The organism is Pseudomonas sp. GW704-F2, assembly GCF_059423025.1.
Genome location: NZ_JBWKXO010000003.1, coordinates 33,627 through 49,229, shown reverse-complemented (window position 1 = coordinate 49,229; position 15,603 = coordinate 33,627). Strand labels below are relative to the sequence as shown.

Annotated in this window: 14 protein-coding genes; 11 read left to right on the top strand and 3 right to left on the bottom strand. The window is 61.6% G+C overall.

Annotated features, from left to right (window positions below):
* The first annotated feature begins 1 nt into the window (after nt 1).
* From AC07W0_RS03635 to AC07W0_RS03610, 6 genes are all read left to right on the top strand, one after another.
* On the top strand, nt 2-1,000 hold the full coding sequence (locus tag AC07W0_RS03635) for an acyl-CoA dehydrogenase family protein (RefSeq protein WP_102617032.1): 999 nt from the start codon (nt 2-4) through the stop codon (nt 998-1,000).
* Nucleotides 997-1,755 (top strand): PIG-L deacetylase family protein, encoded by a 759-nt coding sequence (locus AC07W0_RS03630; RefSeq protein WP_102617031.1) that lies wholly within the window; start codon nt 997-999, stop codon nt 1,753-1,755. The genes AC07W0_RS03635 and AC07W0_RS03630 overlap by 4 nt, the downstream gene beginning before the upstream one ends.
* On the top strand, nt 1,752-2,351 hold the full coding sequence (locus tag AC07W0_RS03625) for an SAM-dependent methyltransferase (protein ID WP_102617030.1): 600 nt from the start codon (nt 1,752-1,754) through the stop codon (nt 2,349-2,351). Before AC07W0_RS03630 ends, AC07W0_RS03625 begins: the two co-directional genes overlap by 4 nt.
* A 203-nt stretch (nt 2,352-2,554) precedes the next feature.
* Nucleotides 2,555-3,316: a PIG-L deacetylase family protein gene (locus AC07W0_RS03620; RefSeq protein ID WP_017846401.1), complete on the top strand. Its 762-nt coding sequence runs from the start codon at nt 2,555-2,557 to the stop codon at nt 3,314-3,316.
* Between the two features lie 244 nt (nt 3,317-3,560).
* Nucleotides 3,561-6,119 (top strand): autotransporter family protein, encoded by a 2,559-nt coding sequence (locus AC07W0_RS03615; RefSeq protein WP_102617029.1) that lies wholly within the window; start codon nt 3,561-3,563, stop codon nt 6,117-6,119.
* 240 nt (nt 6,120-6,359) lie between these two features.
* On the top strand, nt 6,360-8,516 hold the full coding sequence (locus AC07W0_RS03610; RefSeq protein WP_102617028.1) for a TonB-dependent siderophore receptor: 2,157 nt from the start codon (nt 6,360-6,362) through the stop codon (nt 8,514-8,516).
* A gap of 104 nt (nt 8,517-8,620) precedes the next feature.
* Here the strand turns inward: AC07W0_RS03610 and AC07W0_RS03605 are convergent, their stop codons facing one another.
* A complete protein-coding gene (locus tag AC07W0_RS03605) occupies nt 8,621-9,346 on the bottom strand; it encodes a hypothetical protein (protein WP_046486054.1) in 726 nt (241 codons plus the stop codon).
* Nucleotides 9,347-9,475: 129 nt separating this feature from the next.
* On the opposite strand from AC07W0_RS03605, the gene AC07W0_RS03600 reads away from it, so the two are divergent.
* The 4 genes from AC07W0_RS03600 (at nt 9,476) to AC07W0_RS03585 (ending at nt 12,742) form a co-directional block, all read left to right on the top strand.
* Nucleotides 9,476-10,096, top strand: a complete 621-nt coding sequence (locus AC07W0_RS03600) for a LysE family translocator (protein WP_046486052.1) — start codon at nt 9,476-9,478, stop codon at nt 10,094-10,096.
* 225 nt (nt 10,097-10,321) lie between these two features.
* Nucleotides 10,322-11,788 (top strand): DUF726 domain-containing protein, encoded by a 1,467-nt coding sequence (locus tag AC07W0_RS03595; RefSeq protein WP_102617027.1) that lies wholly within the window; start codon nt 10,322-10,324, stop codon nt 11,786-11,788.
* Between the two features lie 364 nt (nt 11,789-12,152).
* Nucleotides 12,153-12,362: a hypothetical protein gene (locus AC07W0_RS03590; RefSeq protein WP_102617026.1), complete on the top strand. Its 210-nt coding sequence runs from the start codon at nt 12,153-12,155 to the stop codon at nt 12,360-12,362.
* A complete protein-coding gene (locus AC07W0_RS03585; RefSeq protein WP_046486046.1) occupies nt 12,359-12,742 on the top strand; it encodes a PM1101 family membrane protein in 384 nt (127 codons plus the stop codon). The genes AC07W0_RS03590 and AC07W0_RS03585 overlap by 4 nt, the downstream gene beginning before the upstream one ends.
* Before the next feature lie 224 nt (nt 12,743-12,966).
* Here the strand turns inward: AC07W0_RS03585 and AC07W0_RS03580 are convergent, their stop codons facing one another.
* Nucleotides 12,967-13,860: a LysR family transcriptional regulator gene (locus AC07W0_RS03580; RefSeq protein WP_017846409.1), complete on the bottom strand. Its 894-nt coding sequence runs from the start codon at nt 13,858-13,860 to the stop codon at nt 12,967-12,969.
* A 94-nt stretch (nt 13,861-13,954) separates the two neighbouring features.
* On the opposite strand from AC07W0_RS03580, the gene AC07W0_RS03575 reads away from it, so the two are divergent.
* Nucleotides 13,955-15,121 carry an MFS transporter gene (locus tag AC07W0_RS03575; RefSeq protein WP_102617025.1) on the top strand — a complete coding sequence of 389 codons (1,167 nt, stop codon included), beginning with the start codon at nt 13,955-13,957 and terminating at the stop codon, nt 15,119-15,121.
* A gap of 76 nt (nt 15,122-15,197) precedes the next feature.
* Here AC07W0_RS03575 and AC07W0_RS03570 read toward each other — a convergent pair whose 3' ends face one another.
* Nucleotides 15,198-15,602, bottom strand: a complete 405-nt coding sequence (locus AC07W0_RS03570; protein ID WP_017846411.1) for a RidA family protein — start codon at nt 15,600-15,602, stop codon at nt 15,198-15,200.
* Nucleotide 15,603 lies beyond the last annotated feature (1 nt).

Here is a 15,603-nt window from a genome sequence, read left to right as displayed (position 1 = left end):
CATGGGCCTGCATGGATTCCTTCAAGGCTACCAAGGCTATGCGGACACGCAGGCCCTGGGCGCGGCCTTGAAGGCGCTGCAGGCCGAGGGGCTGGACCGCCTGCCGCTCCCCGGCAGCGGCCAGACCCTCGAACGGTTCAGCCGCTTGGCCCAGGTCGCCGGACACGACCTGCGCTTGTGCAAGTTGTTCGAAGGTCACACCGATGCCTTGGCGATCATTGCCGAGCTGCGCAGCCCCTTGCCGCCGGAGGGCAGCCTCTGGGGCATGTGGGCGGCAGAACCGCCGACGGCCAGGGTGCGGGCGCGGCGCAACGGCCATCGTCTGGTGCTGCAGGGGCGTAAAGCCTGGTGTTCGGGGGCGACGGTGGTCAGCCATGGGTTGTTGACCGCCTGGGACGAGGAGGATCGCCAGCAATTGGTCGCAGTGGAGATGGGCCAGCCCGGCATCTGCGTGACCGATGAGGGGTGGCAGGCGGTAGGCATGGCGGCCACCGGCAGCGTCGACGTCCTGTTCGAGGCGGCCAGCGGGATTGCCATCGGCAGGCCCGGCGACTACCTCGCCCGCCCCGGCTTCTGGCAAGGCGCCGTCGGTATCGCAGCGTGCTGGTATGGCGCGGCGCAACGCCTGGCTGAAGTGCTGCGCGAGCAGTGCAACCGGCGTGCGGAACCGCATGCCCTGGCCCACCTCGGCGCGGTCGACAGCGCCTTGAACAGTGCCGCCTGCGTGCTGCGCGCCAGTGCGCGGCAGATCGACCGCGCCCCGCTGGCCGATGCCAGGCAACTGGCCCAACAGGTACGCGCGTCTCTCGAAGACACGGTTGAACAGGTCATGCGCCACGTCGGTCGCGCCGCCGGTGCGGGGCCTTTTTGCAAAGATCCGCACTTTGCCCAACTGATGGCGGACCTGCCGGTGTATGTACGTCAAAGCCATGCCGAGCGTGACCTGGCCGCCCTCGGTGAACAGGTTGCCGCCGAGCCACCTGGGAGGTGGCAGTTATGAAAGCCAATCCGATCGTGGGCCAGGGCACGTCGCTGCATCAGTGGCAGACCTCGTCCCACATGGCCGAACTGGCGCCGATCAGCGTCGAACAGTTAGTACCCGAAGGGCATCGCGCAGTGATCATCGCACCGCACCCGGACGATGAAGTGCTGGGCTGCGGCGGCCTGTTGCAAGGCTTGGCCGCACTGGGTCGGGCGATCCAGTTGATCTCTGTCACCGATGGCAGCGCCAGTCACCCCGGTTCGCGGCGCTGGTCGGTGGAGCGCCTCAGCGTGGTGCGCCCGCAGGAGTCGGCCCAGGCCTTGCACCGCCTCGGCTTGCCGCTGCACCGGTTGAAGTGGCTGCGCGCCGGGTTTACCGACAGCCAGGTCGCCGCCCGCGAAGCGCAGTTGGCCGCGTTCATTGAGCGCCACCTCAAACCCAGGGACGTGGTGTTCACCACCTGGCGCGAAGACGGCCACTGCGACCATGAAGCCGTCGGCCGCGCCAGCGCCAGTGCCGCACTGGCGGTCGGCGCGACCCTGTACGAGTTGCCCGTATGGACCTGGCACTGGGCAACCCCGGAAGACAGCCAGGTACCGTGGCATCGCGCGCGCAAAATCCCGCTGAGTTGCCAAGTCGTCGCGCGCAAGCGCCATGCCATCCACGCGTTCGCCAGCCAATTGGAGGGCGATCCGCAGATCGGCTTGCCGCCGGTGCTGGCACCGTATGTCGTCGAGCGTTTGCTGCAGCCTTTTGAAGTGGTGTTTGTATGAGCGTGGCGACACCGTATTTTGATCGGCTGTTCGCCGACAACGATGACCCCTGGGCCTTCCGTCAACGCTGGTACGAGCGGCGCAAGCGCGCGCTGACCTTGGCGCTGTTGACCCGCCCGCGTTACGCCGCGATTTTTGAGCCCGGCTGCGCCAATGGTGAACTGAGCGTCGAACTGGCGCCGCGTTGTGACCGCCTGGTGTGCTGCGATACCGCGGCCGCGGCAGTGGCCCTGGCCAAGACACGTCTGATGGGATTTCCCCATGCCCAGGTGCAGCAGAGTCGCCTGCCCGCACAGTGGCCTGACGGCCGCTTCGACCTGATCGTCCTGAGCGAGCTGTGTTACTACCTCGACACCGATGACCTCACCCGCCTGATCGACTGCGCCCTCGCCGCGCTGAGCGACGACGGTCAACTGCTGGCCTGTCACTGGCGCGCGCCGATCGACGGCTGCCCGCAAACCGCCGCCCAAGTGCATGCGCTGCTCGAGCAACGGCTGGCCATGCCGTGTGTTGCGCGGCACCACGACAGTGACTTCCTGCTCGACCTCTGGAGCCGCGACGGTACGTCGGTCGCCACCCATGAGGGCCTGCGTTGAGCGGCCTGAGACGGGGCCGTTAAAAAAAATCGAAGTTACAAGATGTGAAAGCAGCGAATCCTTGTCTATGCTGAGGACGCCTTGCCGGCAATCCAGGATTGAAATGCCGAGCAATCGCTGCAGCGGAGCCTGCGGCGACTAAAAAGAGCGTCGTCCCGTCCACGGGCTACGACCCAGCATCAATTGACAAGGACGTGCCCGCCATGAAACCCGCCTCCCTCAGCGAAAGCCGCCGCGGCCCAGCGCAGATCTGGAACAGTGCCCCGCAGTTGGCGCAAATCCCCGCCATTCACCCTCACTCGCTGGTGCCTGCGGGTGCGCGGGTGGTCATCATCGCGCCCCACCCCGGCGATGAAGTGTTGGCCTGTGGCGGTTTGCTGCAACGGCTGAGCACCCTCGAACACCCGATGCTGTTGATTTCCATCACCGACGGCAGCGCCAGCCACCCCGGCTCGAATGTCTGGCCGGCGAGGCGCTTGAGCGTGGTGCGGCCCCAGGAAAGCGTCGAAGCGCTGCGCCGGCTGGGCATGCCGCTGCACAGCCTGAAGTGGATTCGCGGCGGCTTTCGCGATGACGCGCTGGCCGCCAGCGAACACCCCATGAGCCAACTCATCGCCCGATATCTGCAGCCCGGCGATGTGGTCTTCAGCACCTGGCGCAACGACGGCAACGCCGACCACGACGCCGTCGGCCGTGCCAGCGCCAAGGCATGCAGCCTGGTCGGGGCACGTCTGTATGAGCTGCCGATCTGGGCCTGGCATTGGACGGCGCGCGAAGGTTCGATGATCCCCTGGCAGCGTGCGCGCAAGGTCCGCCTCGACACCTGGAGCGTGGCGCGCAAGCTGCATGCGGCCCATGCCTATGCCAGCCAACTGGCCGGAGACCCGGAGATCGGCCTCGCGCCGATGCTCGCCCAGGTGTTGCTGGAGCGGATGCGCGAGCCCTATGAGATCGTGTTCGTCTAGAAATCCACTCGTCTATACCTGTTATTTCTGACAGTGGCGGCCCGTTTGATGTGCGACTAAGGTGCAAAAAACCTGCACTGCTTAAGGCGCAGTCGAGAAAGCCATGCCAACCCTTTGCATTGGCCGATGTTTTCAGAATCGGGTAACCGGTACTCCCTGATCCGTATCGTTCGTTGTTGCCATGGTCCGAACGCACCTGCTTGTCCAGGTGCCGGGAGATGTTCCCTTCGAACGAGGACGGGTCATGCGCGCACCAACATCTTCTTTGTTGTACCTGGGCATCAGCTCAATCATCGCCGTGACGGCGTGGCCACTCCCCTCTTATGGCGCATGCACGATCAACAACAGCGCCGGCGACGACATCTCCACCTGCGACAGTGCCTCGGCACCGGGGTTTACCGACACCGGTGGCAACAACGCCCTGAATATCAGTGGCAGCGGCGCCATCAACGGCAATGTCACCTTTGGTGCGGGTAACGACTTGGTGGACGTGAACGGGCCGACGGCGGCGCTCAACGGTGCGCTGAACCAAGGCGACGGCGCGAATATTTTCCGCCTCAACCTGGGCACCGTCACTGGCTCGGTCGCCCAAGGCGCTGGCGCGGATGTGGTGCAGATCACCGGTGGGCAAGCGGGTGCAATAAGCCAAGGCGGCGGCATCGACAGCTTTGCAATGAGCGGCGGCACCATCGCTTCCCTGGCCCAGGGCGATGGCCTGGACACCTTCAACATGAGCGGCGGGGTCATCACCGGGGCGTTTGAAGATGGCGACCAAGCCACGATGAGAAGCGGCACCATTGGCCGGGTCGATATGAAGCTCGATAACAACGTGTTCGACATGCAAGGCGGCACCATCCTGGGCAATCTGGTCACCGGGTTCGGCAATGACCATATTCTCGTCTCGGGCACCAGTTACATCGGCGGCAACATCAGCACCAGCGGCGGCGATGACTTGATTGAAGTCAGCGGCGGCACGGTCAACGGGCAAATCCTCGCCAGTTTCGGCAAGGACCAGTTGATCTGGCACGATGGCGGCAAGGTCAACGGTTTGATCGTCATGGGCGCCGACGACGACACCGCGTTGCTGAAAAACCTCAACGAAACGTCGCTGTCCTCCAACCCCTTGGTGGATGGTGGCCTGGGTAACGACACGCTCACATTCGACAACACCCAGACCGACGTCCCCGCACGCTATACCGGCTGGGAACAGGTGCTGCTGGATAACGGCTCGGACCTCAAGCTGGGCGGTGCCTTCGTGCTGGGCGACAGCGCAACCGGCAGCGGCATCATGAGCCTCGACGGCTCGAGCAAATTGACCGTCACCAGCGGTTCGATCGACCCCTTTACCCCCGGCCAATCCGTCACCTTGAACAACGGCGGCCTGATCGACATGACCACCGGCAGTACCAGCGCCACCGACATGCTGACAGTGAACGGGAACTACAACGGCAACGCTGGCCGACTCGCCTTGCAAAGCGTCTTGGGCAGCGACGGCTCACCCAGCGATTTGCTGGTGATCGGCACGGGCCAGATCAGCGGCACCACCGCTATCAGCGTGACCAATCTCGCCGGGCCGGGGGCCGAAACCGTGCAGGACGGCATCCAGGTGGTCCGCGCAATCAACGGCGCCAGCGGCGCCGGCACCCAGTTCACCCTGGCAAACCGGGTTTCCGCAGGCGCCTTCGACTACTACCTGTTCAAAGGGGGCGACAACGCGGGCACGGGCGAAAACTACTACCTGCGCTCTTCAGTGCCAGTGGCACCACTGCCGGGCCCGGTGACGCCGCTCCCCGAACCGGTGGTGGGCACCCCTGAACTGCCGACCAATCCGGGCCTCACGCCGATCCCGATCTATCGCCCGGAAGTACCGATCTACGCGGTGTTGTTTCCTGCCGCGCAACAAATCGTACAGGCCATGCTGGGCACCTATCACGAACGCATGGGCGATCAGCGCCAACAACAGCAGACCGGTGCGTTTCCTGCCGGTTGGGGGCGTATGTATGGCAACAGCAGCCGCCAGAGCTTTGCCGGCACGGTGAGCCCGACGCTGGACAGTTCGATGTCCGCCTTCCAGATCGGTACCGACATGTACGCGAGCGCTACCGCCAACGGCGCGGTGCAGCGAGTCGGCTTCTTCGTCGGCCACAGCCGCTTGAAAGGTGACGTGAAAGGCTTCAACGGCGGCTGGCAAGACAACGCCGCTGGCAACACCACCTTGCGCGGTGACAGCCTGGGCGTTTACTGGACACTGATCGGCGCCAACCAGGCCTACCTCGATCTGGTGCTGATGGGCACCCGTTTCGATGGCAATAACGAATCGGACCGTGGGGTGAAGATGAAAACCCGCGGGCATAACGTCGCCGCATCCGTCGAGGTCGGCAGGCCGTTCCAGATGACCGCCGATTGGGTGGTTGAACCGCAGGCTCAATTGATCCTGAGCCGAACCAAACTGGACAGTCAGAACGATGGCATCTCCGACGTGGCCTACAACGCCGACACCAACGTCACCACGCGCCTGGGCATACGCCTGCGCGGCGACTATCAGGTTCGTGGCCTGCCGTTGCAGCCCTACGCGCGGGCCAATATCTGGCACACCGCCGCCGGGCAGAACACGGTCACCTTTAACCGTGTGACAGACATCGACACCGAACAGAAATCCACCACCCTGGGCCTGAGTCTGGGCGCCACGCTGGAGGTGGCCAAGGGCGTCAGCCTGTACAGCGAAGTCGGCTATAACCGCAACCTGGACAGCCAGATGCTCAACGGCCGACAAGGCACCGTGGGCCTGCGAATGGAATTCTGACGGCGATTTTTTTCGCGGTGCCGTCGATTTGAGCGCCAGCCCATTGGCGCCCGCGAGCCCACGCAGCGGCGGATGATTTCGCGCTGGGAGGGTGATCTGTCCCCCCGACAGATGTGAAAAATTTGTTAAGTAATTCTCCCCCAGTCTTTTTTGCGCGGATTCAATCTGCCACACTCACGCGAATAATTATCAATACGTTTATTATTCGCTATGGATGGCGCTCGGGGGAGGCTCAGATTCATGTCCGTTCAACAACCTGTCGCTACGCGTTTTTCACCCAGCCTATTGGCATTGGCCATTTGCCTCAGCGGCACCCAGACAACGCTGGCAGCCGATACCGAAAAGGCAGCGGCACCGCTTGAACTGGGCGCCACCGAGATCAGCGGCCAGGCACTCGGCGAGACCACCGAAGGCACCCAGTCCTACACCACCGGTGCTATGGCCACAGCCACCAAATTGCCGCTGACCATGCGCGAAACCCCGCAGGCCGTGACCGTGATCACCCGCCAGCGCATGGACGACCAGGCCATGACCAGCGTCAACGATGTGGTCAAGAACACCCCCGGCCTGTTCCTCAGCCAGTCCAGCGGACCCGGCCGGCAGACCTACAGCTCGCGTGGCTTCGACATCGACAACATGATGTTCGATGGTCTGCCCAGCGCCTACTCGGGCTACGCCAACAGCGTGCAGCCCAACCTGGCGATGTTCGACCGGATCGAAGTGATCCGCGGCGCGACCGGCCTGGTCACCGGCGCCGGCAACCCTTCGGCGGCGATCAACTTCGTGCGCAAGCGCCCCACCACTACGCCACAGGTGTCGATCACCGGCGCGGCCGGCAGTTGGGATGACTATCGCACGGAGCTCGATGCTTCCAGCGCCTTGAACGACAGCGGCACCCTGCGCGGCCGCGTCGTCGGCTCGTACCGCGACGCCAACAGCTTCCGCGACAACGAAACCAGCGACCACGGCCTGTTCTACGCGATCAGCGAAGCCGACCTCAGCGAAGACACCACCGCCACCCTCGGTTTCTCCCGGCAGGAAGACCAGACCAACTTCTTCTGGGGCGGCCTGCCCATCGGCACCGACGGTCATCACCTGAACCTGCCCCGCTCCACCAACCCCGGCAGCGACTGGGAAAACAAGGAGCTGACAATCAACACTGTATTCGGCGACATCCAGCACCGCTTCGACAATGGCTGGAAACTCAACGTCGCCGGCTCCGCGTCGCAGCTGGACGGCGTGTTCACCGGCAGTTACCAATCGCGCTACCAGACCGAGCTGGCGCGCACCGCCTACCAGTCGCATCAGGACGACAAACAGTACGCCTTCGACACCTTCGCCAGCGGCCCGGTCGACGCCTTCGGCCGCACCCACGAAGTGGTGGTCGGCACCAGCAAACGCATCTACGACGCCACCTCCAAGGAATACAGCCCTTACGACACCAATTACCCGCTCAACGGCGCCAAACCCGACTTCCAGCGCAACGGCAAAACCCACACCCTCACCACCCAGGACGGCGTCTACCTGACCACGCGCCTCAACCTGGCCGACCCGCTCAAGGTGATCCTCGGCGCACGCTTGGACTGGTACGACTATGACGATCGCCAAAGCCAGGACGGCGACTACAAAGTCACCCGCAACCTGACGCGCTACGCCGGGGTGATCTACGACCTCGACGAGCACCACTCGGTCTACGCCAGCTACACCGACATCTTCAACCCGCAAAGCAGCAAGGACCTCTCGGGCAAGGTGCTGGAACCGATCGTGGGCGAAAACTACGAAGTCGGCATCAAGGGCGAATATTTCAACGGTGCGCTCAACGCCAGCCTGGCGGTGTTCCAGATCGACCAGAAAAACCGCGCCACCACCGCCGCCACCCAGGCCGGTTGCCCGGTGCTCACCTGCTACGCAGCAGCCGGCCTGGTGCGCAGCCAGGGCATCGACCTGGAACTGCAAGGCGCCCTCACCGAAAACTGGCAAGTCGGCGGCGGCTTCACCTACACCCGCGCGCATTTCATCAAGGACAGCGACCCGGCCAATGACAACCAGCGCTTCAGCTCCGATACACCGGAACGCCTGTTCAAACTCACCACGTCCTACCGCTTCCAGGGCCCGCTGGAAAAACTGCGCATCGGTGGCAACGTCTACTGGCAGAGCCGCATGTACAACGACATCGCCCTCACCAACGGCAGCTATCGCCTGGAGCAAGGCAGCTACGCGGTGGCGGACGTGATGGCCGGTTACCAAGTGAACCAGCACCTGGACCTGCAAGTGAACGCCAACAACATCTTCGACCGCACCTACTACTCGGCGATCGGCAACAGCACGATCTGGGGCTCCACCGACACCTACGGCAACCCGCGCAGCTTTGGGGTGACGGCGAAGTACAGTTTCTGACGCTGATGAGGCCGCTCGGGTAGCCGTTCTCGATCTTCAGGCAGGCGCAAAAGACGCACGAACGCGGGTTTCATCCGTGCGTTGAGAGTGGCGCGCAAGCCCCATCAGTAGAGCGATGCAAGCCCCTGCGCGCCGCGACGCTCAAACATCGCTGTTTCCGTCTCGCGCGTGGCCAGTTCGCCTTTGTACTCCAACTGGCTGAAAAAAAAGCCGTCGGCATACTCCTGAGGAGGCACCGAGCCTGGTTTGTTGAACAATGGCACCAGGTCAATCGTGGCGGCGAAGTTCTCCTTGGTCAGGCTGTAGCGGCCCAAGTAGTTCCCGGACCACGGCGAATCAGCATCGACCATATCGATAGATGCATCGCGGAACGTAATGGCGGCGGCTTTCAGATCCTTGGATTGATTAAGCAGCAGGGTCAGCCGCTGAGTCTGCGAACTGCTGAGCTGACCGGCTTCATTGAGCACCTTCAACGCGCCATCGGCCTCCACCGTAAAGCCGTATTTCGTGCCGGCCAAATCCGGATAAGTCGCCGCCAGCGTTGACTGGAATGTCTTGAACGTGGCGTTCAGCACGCTTTGCGCGCCTTTGGCGATCTCGATGATCCGAGGAAGCGCTCGTGATGCCGAGCGGCCGACCCACGTATCGATAGCCTCCAGCGACTGCATTGGTTCAGCGTCTGCGCTGGGATGGTAGACAGCCGCCGGGCCGGCGCTGGCCACGGCGTCCTTCGCGAGGTCCGTCAGAGGCTTGGCCACGAGTATCTGGTCGGCAGGCGTAAGGTGGGTATTGGCGGGCGGGATATAGGTAGAACTGAGGGTAAGTACCATTTCATCGGTCCATGATTGAGTGGTTCACAGCGGTTATCGACGTCAAGGGGGCAAACTTTAGGACTTGGATTGTCTTCTCCCCTCAAGCCCCTTTATCCTCGACCCTCCCCGCCAGTACCCGGAACCGCCATGGACCTCACCACCCTCGCCCTCTTCCTACCTGCCTGCTTCGCACTGAACATGGCACCCGGCCCCAACAACCTGCTGTCCGTCAGCAACGCCACGCGCTACGGCTACCGCACTGCCTGCCTCGCCGGCATCGGCCGCCTGCTCGCCTTCGCCGGCATGATCGCCCTCGCCTCCGCCGGGTTGGCGGTGGTGCTGCAAACGTCGGAGTTGTTGTTCTACGCGATCAAGATCGTCGGTGCGGCGTATCTGTTCTATCTGGCGTTGCAACTGTGGCGGGCCGATCCGCAGGCGCAGGACGAATCGATTACGGCCAAGGTAGGAATATGGGAGTTGGCGCGTCAGGAGTTTCTGGTAGCGGCGGGCAACCCGAAAGCCATCCTGATCTTCACCGCCTTCCTCCCACAGTTCGTGGTGCCCGGCCAGCCCATCACCCCGCAGTTCGCCCTGCTCGGCGCACTGTTCCTGGTGCTGGAATGGATCGCCATCAGCCTCTACGCCTATATGGGCCTGCACATGCGCCGCTGGTTCGCCGAGCCACGGGGCAAGCGGTTGTTCAATCGCTGCTGCGCGGGGTTGTTGTCTGCGGCGGCGACGGTGTTGCTGATGGCGCGGCGGGCTTGAATGGCGTTCTCAAGGCGGCGGGATGCGCGCGGTGATGCCTGTCGGCCTCATGGGTTGCTCTTCAAACACCAACACCGCGTTTTCGGGACGAATAAGCAGCAAGCCACGTTCAGGCCCTACTGAGTAGAGGTCTAGCCCCGCGCCTTTGTACCTAAACATCCGTTTACAACAGCAATAGCCAAATGCCACCATTCGCTCATCTACGATTTGCTACAAGGACGTCGCGTGAGCCACAACTTCAAGTTCTTGACCCTGCCCCACCGCTCCGGCGAGGTCGCCAACATCTTTATCCACGGCTACTCAGCCGGCCACGATATAGAAGACCGGTGCGCGCTGAGCAAATGTATCCCGTCATCCCTCCACGAGTGCATCAACATCTTTGCGTTCTGGCCTTCCGGTCATTGGAGCCAGTTCGATAAGTTATCCAGCAGTAGCGTGGCGGCAATGGCTCGGCTGAACATCTTCGCGGGTACCGCGGCAGCAGTAGCCGATCGCGCCGTCCACTTCAACACCAGCCGCAAGCGCGCCACCGCCATGGGCAAGACACTGCTCTCGCAACTTGAGGGCTACCTGCTCAAACATCACCCCTACGTGTCGAAGGTCAATCTGGTCGGGCACTCGCTTGGCGGGCGGGTCGTCGTGAGTGCGCTACTCGATCTGCTCGACAGGCCAACTGATCACGATCTTGAAATTGGCGATGTGTTGTTGATGGCGGCGGCTGCCGAATTGTCGGGAGACGAGGCTCGAGCCATCCGCAAGCGCACAAACTGCAGGCTGTACAATGCTTACTCAAAAGATGACGACGTTCTGCGATTGAATATGGGCGAAAGCAGCGCGGGTCGCCAGCCAATCGGTAACTGCAAAAACGTTCGGATGGAGTCCTTCGGTCATACAGACTATTGGCCGCGTCTGGAGCAAGTGCTCAGGGCATCAGGCTTCCATGGCTACAAAAGTGGCCTGCCGGCGTCGAATCAGCCCCAACTGATCATCAAGAATCCCGATCCGGTCGTGACCGACCACTTTATTTATGACCTGCTCGAACTGACCAGCGATCGAATCCGCAATCAAGTCGCCAAGCACCTGCGTAGCAGCAGTTGGACGACCCTTGAGACCGACCATTCACTGTATCTGCTGACTAAGGAATTCCAACTACTGGGCGGCCACTGCTTGGCCAACCTGGCGCGTAGACGCGGTCTTAAGTATCTACAGATCCTGCTCATGCTGACAGAACACTACGACTTGGTAGACGAGTTGCACGATTGTGCTCGGGTGATTGAGATGGAGGGGTTGCTCATCAGCAAATGCTTCCACTCTTCTTTCGGTGAGGGTCATGTACTCGCGTCAAAACAGGACATTGTCCAGCATTTGGAGGTCATGTCCGAGAAAGCTTACTTTGAGCAGGTCGATGCGTTGGCGGCAAGCCTGACCGTTACGTCTTACTTCTCGACCCCTAGCGCACCTGCCCCCGTGTATCGCAAGGCGCACTCAACGCTGACCAGTAAGAACAAGGAGTTAACGCTGGCATCTGCAACGCGACTGCCCTCCCTCACTCATCTGGTTTCGACCGAGCGCATCAAGGCGGCGGTTACGAACCTGAAAAGTGCAGTCAAGCCCGGCTACTCGGCCTTGATTCCCGCGGTTGCGATTCTCTTCTATGCGCGCTTGAAGCTGAATAACGAAGGGCTGCTCTAACCCTAGCGTGCTCAATGGCTGTGCCTCGCCCTCGACACCTCAAACTGTTATTTGAGTACCGCGAAGTGCAGATCATTAATCACTGAGGGGATTGGGAATGACTGGCAGGGATGCCTTAAAACTAAAGAATGATGGGCGACAGCCGACAACCTGAGCGTGCGAAGGGGGATTTTAGAAGCCCAACCAAGTATCAGACAAGCAAAGTACGCAGGATCGCGATGGGATTTCAAACTGGAAGATCAGAAACTCACGCGACGGACATGGATGCTCAATCGACGCTTTCCGGATCATTCCGGGGTACGGCCTTTAGTGCAGACCCGACAAACATATTCTAAAAACCAACACAACCCACATAAGGCCGCACATGATTATTGTCGTAATAGCGGGAATTATTTTAGCCGTCGTTATGTTCAAGCTATTGCTTCCACTTTTAGGGGAAATGGTAGGCGTGATAATCGGCGGGCTGCTACTTGGCGCAATCGCTTTGTGCGTAGCTTTTCCACCGATCATTATTCTTTTTTTGATCATCGGGTTCATTATTGCCGGCAATAAAAAAACGAAGGACAAGCAATGAGCGTAACGACAGAGAAAGAACTAGCCGACGCGGTAAACCGCAATGAAGACACCATCGTGATTGAAGGCGATCTTGCAAAAAAAACCATTCGGATAAAGGCTACCGGCACGGTTGCATGGGCTGTAGCCATTGGTTCTATATGCATAGTCTTTTATGGCGTCATAGCCACCGTCGGTACGGGTGGTGTTGCCACACCGGTTGCTGGCTTCGCAGCGGTTGCCGGGTCAGGCGGAGCCCTCAGCGTTCTAGGGGCTGCAGCAACTTCGGCGGCTATTTCCATGGCCGTTTCGGTGAGAAGCCTTAGCGTGTTAAAAAAGTTAAGAGGCAACTATAAGATAGTGAGTGAGTCGGACAACAAAGTCACGCTTAAGCGCAGCTAAAACAGTGCTTCGCGGTTGGCCCCGGCATTTCACCCAGAACGACCACTTCCGAGCCAATAAGTTTATTGCTCGGCGGTCGAATACAATTCATGTTCGGTACTTCGCCAGCTGCTGCGCAGCATTCTATTAGCACTCGAATGAGTTTTGATTCGAGTGTTGGTCACTATTTGCTTAATGCAAACAGCATCGCGCGAGTATCCGCAAGGATCAGCTAACGCCAGCACCTACATCCGATGCTGTTCCAGCAGGAAGTCCACGAACAACCGCACCCGCGCCGGCATTGCCGAGCCACCCACGAACACCGCATGAATCGGTTCCTCGTCGCCGGGGTTCCAGGCTTCCAGCAGCGGTATCAGATCGCCACGCTGCAGGTCCTCGCTCACGCTGAATTCGCCGATACGCGCAATGCCGGCACCTACTCGCGCGAGTTGGGCCAGCGCTTCGCCACTGCTGCATTCGATGTTGCCGCTGACCTTCAGGGAAAACGCTTTTCCGTCGCGGATGAATGGCCAGTTGGGTTCGGCACGTCGGAAGTTGAAGCGTAGGCAGTTGTGCCGCAGTAGATCCTCCGGTTCCAGGGGGATGCCGTGGCGCTGCAGATACGCGGGCGATGCCACCACTACCTGGCCGGTGGCGCCGATCCTGCGCGCGGTCAGCGGGCTGTCGGGCAGATAACCAAAGCGTACCGCCACGTCGGCCTGGCCGCCGAGAATGTCGACCACTTCGTCGCCGAGGGTGAGGTCGACGACGATGTTCGGGTAGCGCGCGCTGAATGCCGCCACCAAGGGCACGATCGCCAGCCGCCCATGACCAAGCGCGGCGCTGACGCGCAATCGACCCCTTGGGACGCCCTGGTCGGCGATGGCTTCTTCGACCTCGGCCATGTCGGCCAGGATGCGCCGGGCACCGCGCAGGAACGCCTCGCCCTCGGCGGTGAAGGTGAGCGATCGGGTGGTGCGCAACAGCAGCCGAGTGCCAAGACGCTGTTCAGTACGGGCGATGATCCGACTGACCGCCGAGGGTGTCAGCCCCAATGTCCGCGCGGCGGCCGACAGGCTGCCTTCCTGCGCCACGCTGACGAACACACCCATTTCACCCGATCTGCCGTTGAAGTCCATTTGTGCCCCTTACGCAAAGGTGATTGCCAAAAATGCTATCTACCGCCTGAAAAGGCTGAATCGTAGCATTGGCGGCATAGATAAGGAGCCTTCCATGCGTATCAATCCACCACTTGTCGCACTCGCCATGGGTGCCTTTGGCATCGGCGTTACCGAGTTCGCCCCCATGGGCATGTTGCCGGGCATCGCGGCGGATCTCGGTGTTTCCATTCCCGCCGCAGGTCTGTTGGTCAGCGCTTACGCCCTGGGCGTACTGCTCGGCGCGCCGCTGATGACCCTGACCACCGGCAGGATTCCACGGCGCTATCTGCTGATCGGACTCATGGCGATTTTCACCCTGGGAAATCTGATGTCAGCCCTGGCGACCGATTACTACAGCCTCATGGTCGCCAGGGTGGTGACCTCACTGAACCACGGCGCGTTCTTTGGCGTCGGCGCCATCGTCGCCGCCAGCGTGGTTGCCCCGCAGAAACGTGCCGGAGCGGTTGCGGCCATGTTCATGGGCCTGACCCTGGCGACCATCGGCGGTGTGCCGCTGGCCGCCTGGTTCGGCGAACTGTTCGGCTGGCGCAGCGCATTCTGGGGGATTACCGGCCTCGGTGTGGTGGCCATGGCTGCGTTATGGTTCGCCCTGCCCAACCTGCCGGCGCCGAAAAGCGGCGGTGTACTGGCCGAAATTCGGGTATTGGGCCGTGGCCCGGTGCTGGGGGCGCTGGCCCTCACTGTCGTCGGCTCGGGGGCAATGTTTACCGTCTTCACCTACATCGCGCCGATTCTCAGCAGCGAGACCCACGCGTCCACCGCCTACATCACCGCCATGCTGGTGCTGTTCGGTGTGGGGTTGACGCTGGGCAACATGTGGGGCGGCAAGGCCGCCGACCGCTCGATAGATCGCACCCTAATCGTTTCACTGAGCGTGCTTATTCTCGTCTTGCTCGCGTTCACCGTACTGATGCGTTGGCCGCTGCCGGCCGCCGTTGCCATCCTGATATGGGGTATCGCCAGCTTCGCCCTGGTGCCGCCGCTGCAGATGCGCGTCATGGAAGCGGCCAAGGACGCGCCCAATCTGGCCTCGGCGGTGAACATCGGCGCCTTCAACTTAGGCAACGCGATTGGTGCGGCGCTGGGCGGAGCGGTGATCAATGCCGGGCTGGGTTATCCGGCGATTTCCCTGGCCGGAGCAGCAATGGCGGGGCTGGGGCTGCTGATGGTGTTGGCTTTTGCCTGGCGTTCCAGAACGCTTGCAACTGCGGTGGTGTGACGTGCGCGCTGTCACAGCCCAACGGTTCAGGATGAACCGCTTTCGGTACCGCGCCCTTGCGTAATCGCTGGCCAGATCATCCCCCGGTGCCTTCCGGCAGCTTGGCAATCACCTTGATCTCGAACTGGTAACCATACAGCCATGTGACACCCACGCCGGTCAGCGTCGGGTGTGGCGCCCGGCCCCAGAACTCCGGCACAACCTTCCAGATCGTCTCGAACGTCGACTCGGGATCGACGATGAAGACGGTGACGTCAATCACATCGTCGAAGGTGCAACCGGCAGCGACCAGGATTGCATTCAGGTTGGTGAACGCGCGTCGGACCTGGGCCTCCAGATCGGGTTCGGGCGAGCCGTCCTCGTGGCTGCCGACTTGCCCCGACACAAATAAAAAACCATTGGACTTGATCGCCGGCGAATAGCGATTGCGCTCGTAAAGCGCCTGGCGTCCAGGTGGAAAAACAACATCACGCTGCGTCATA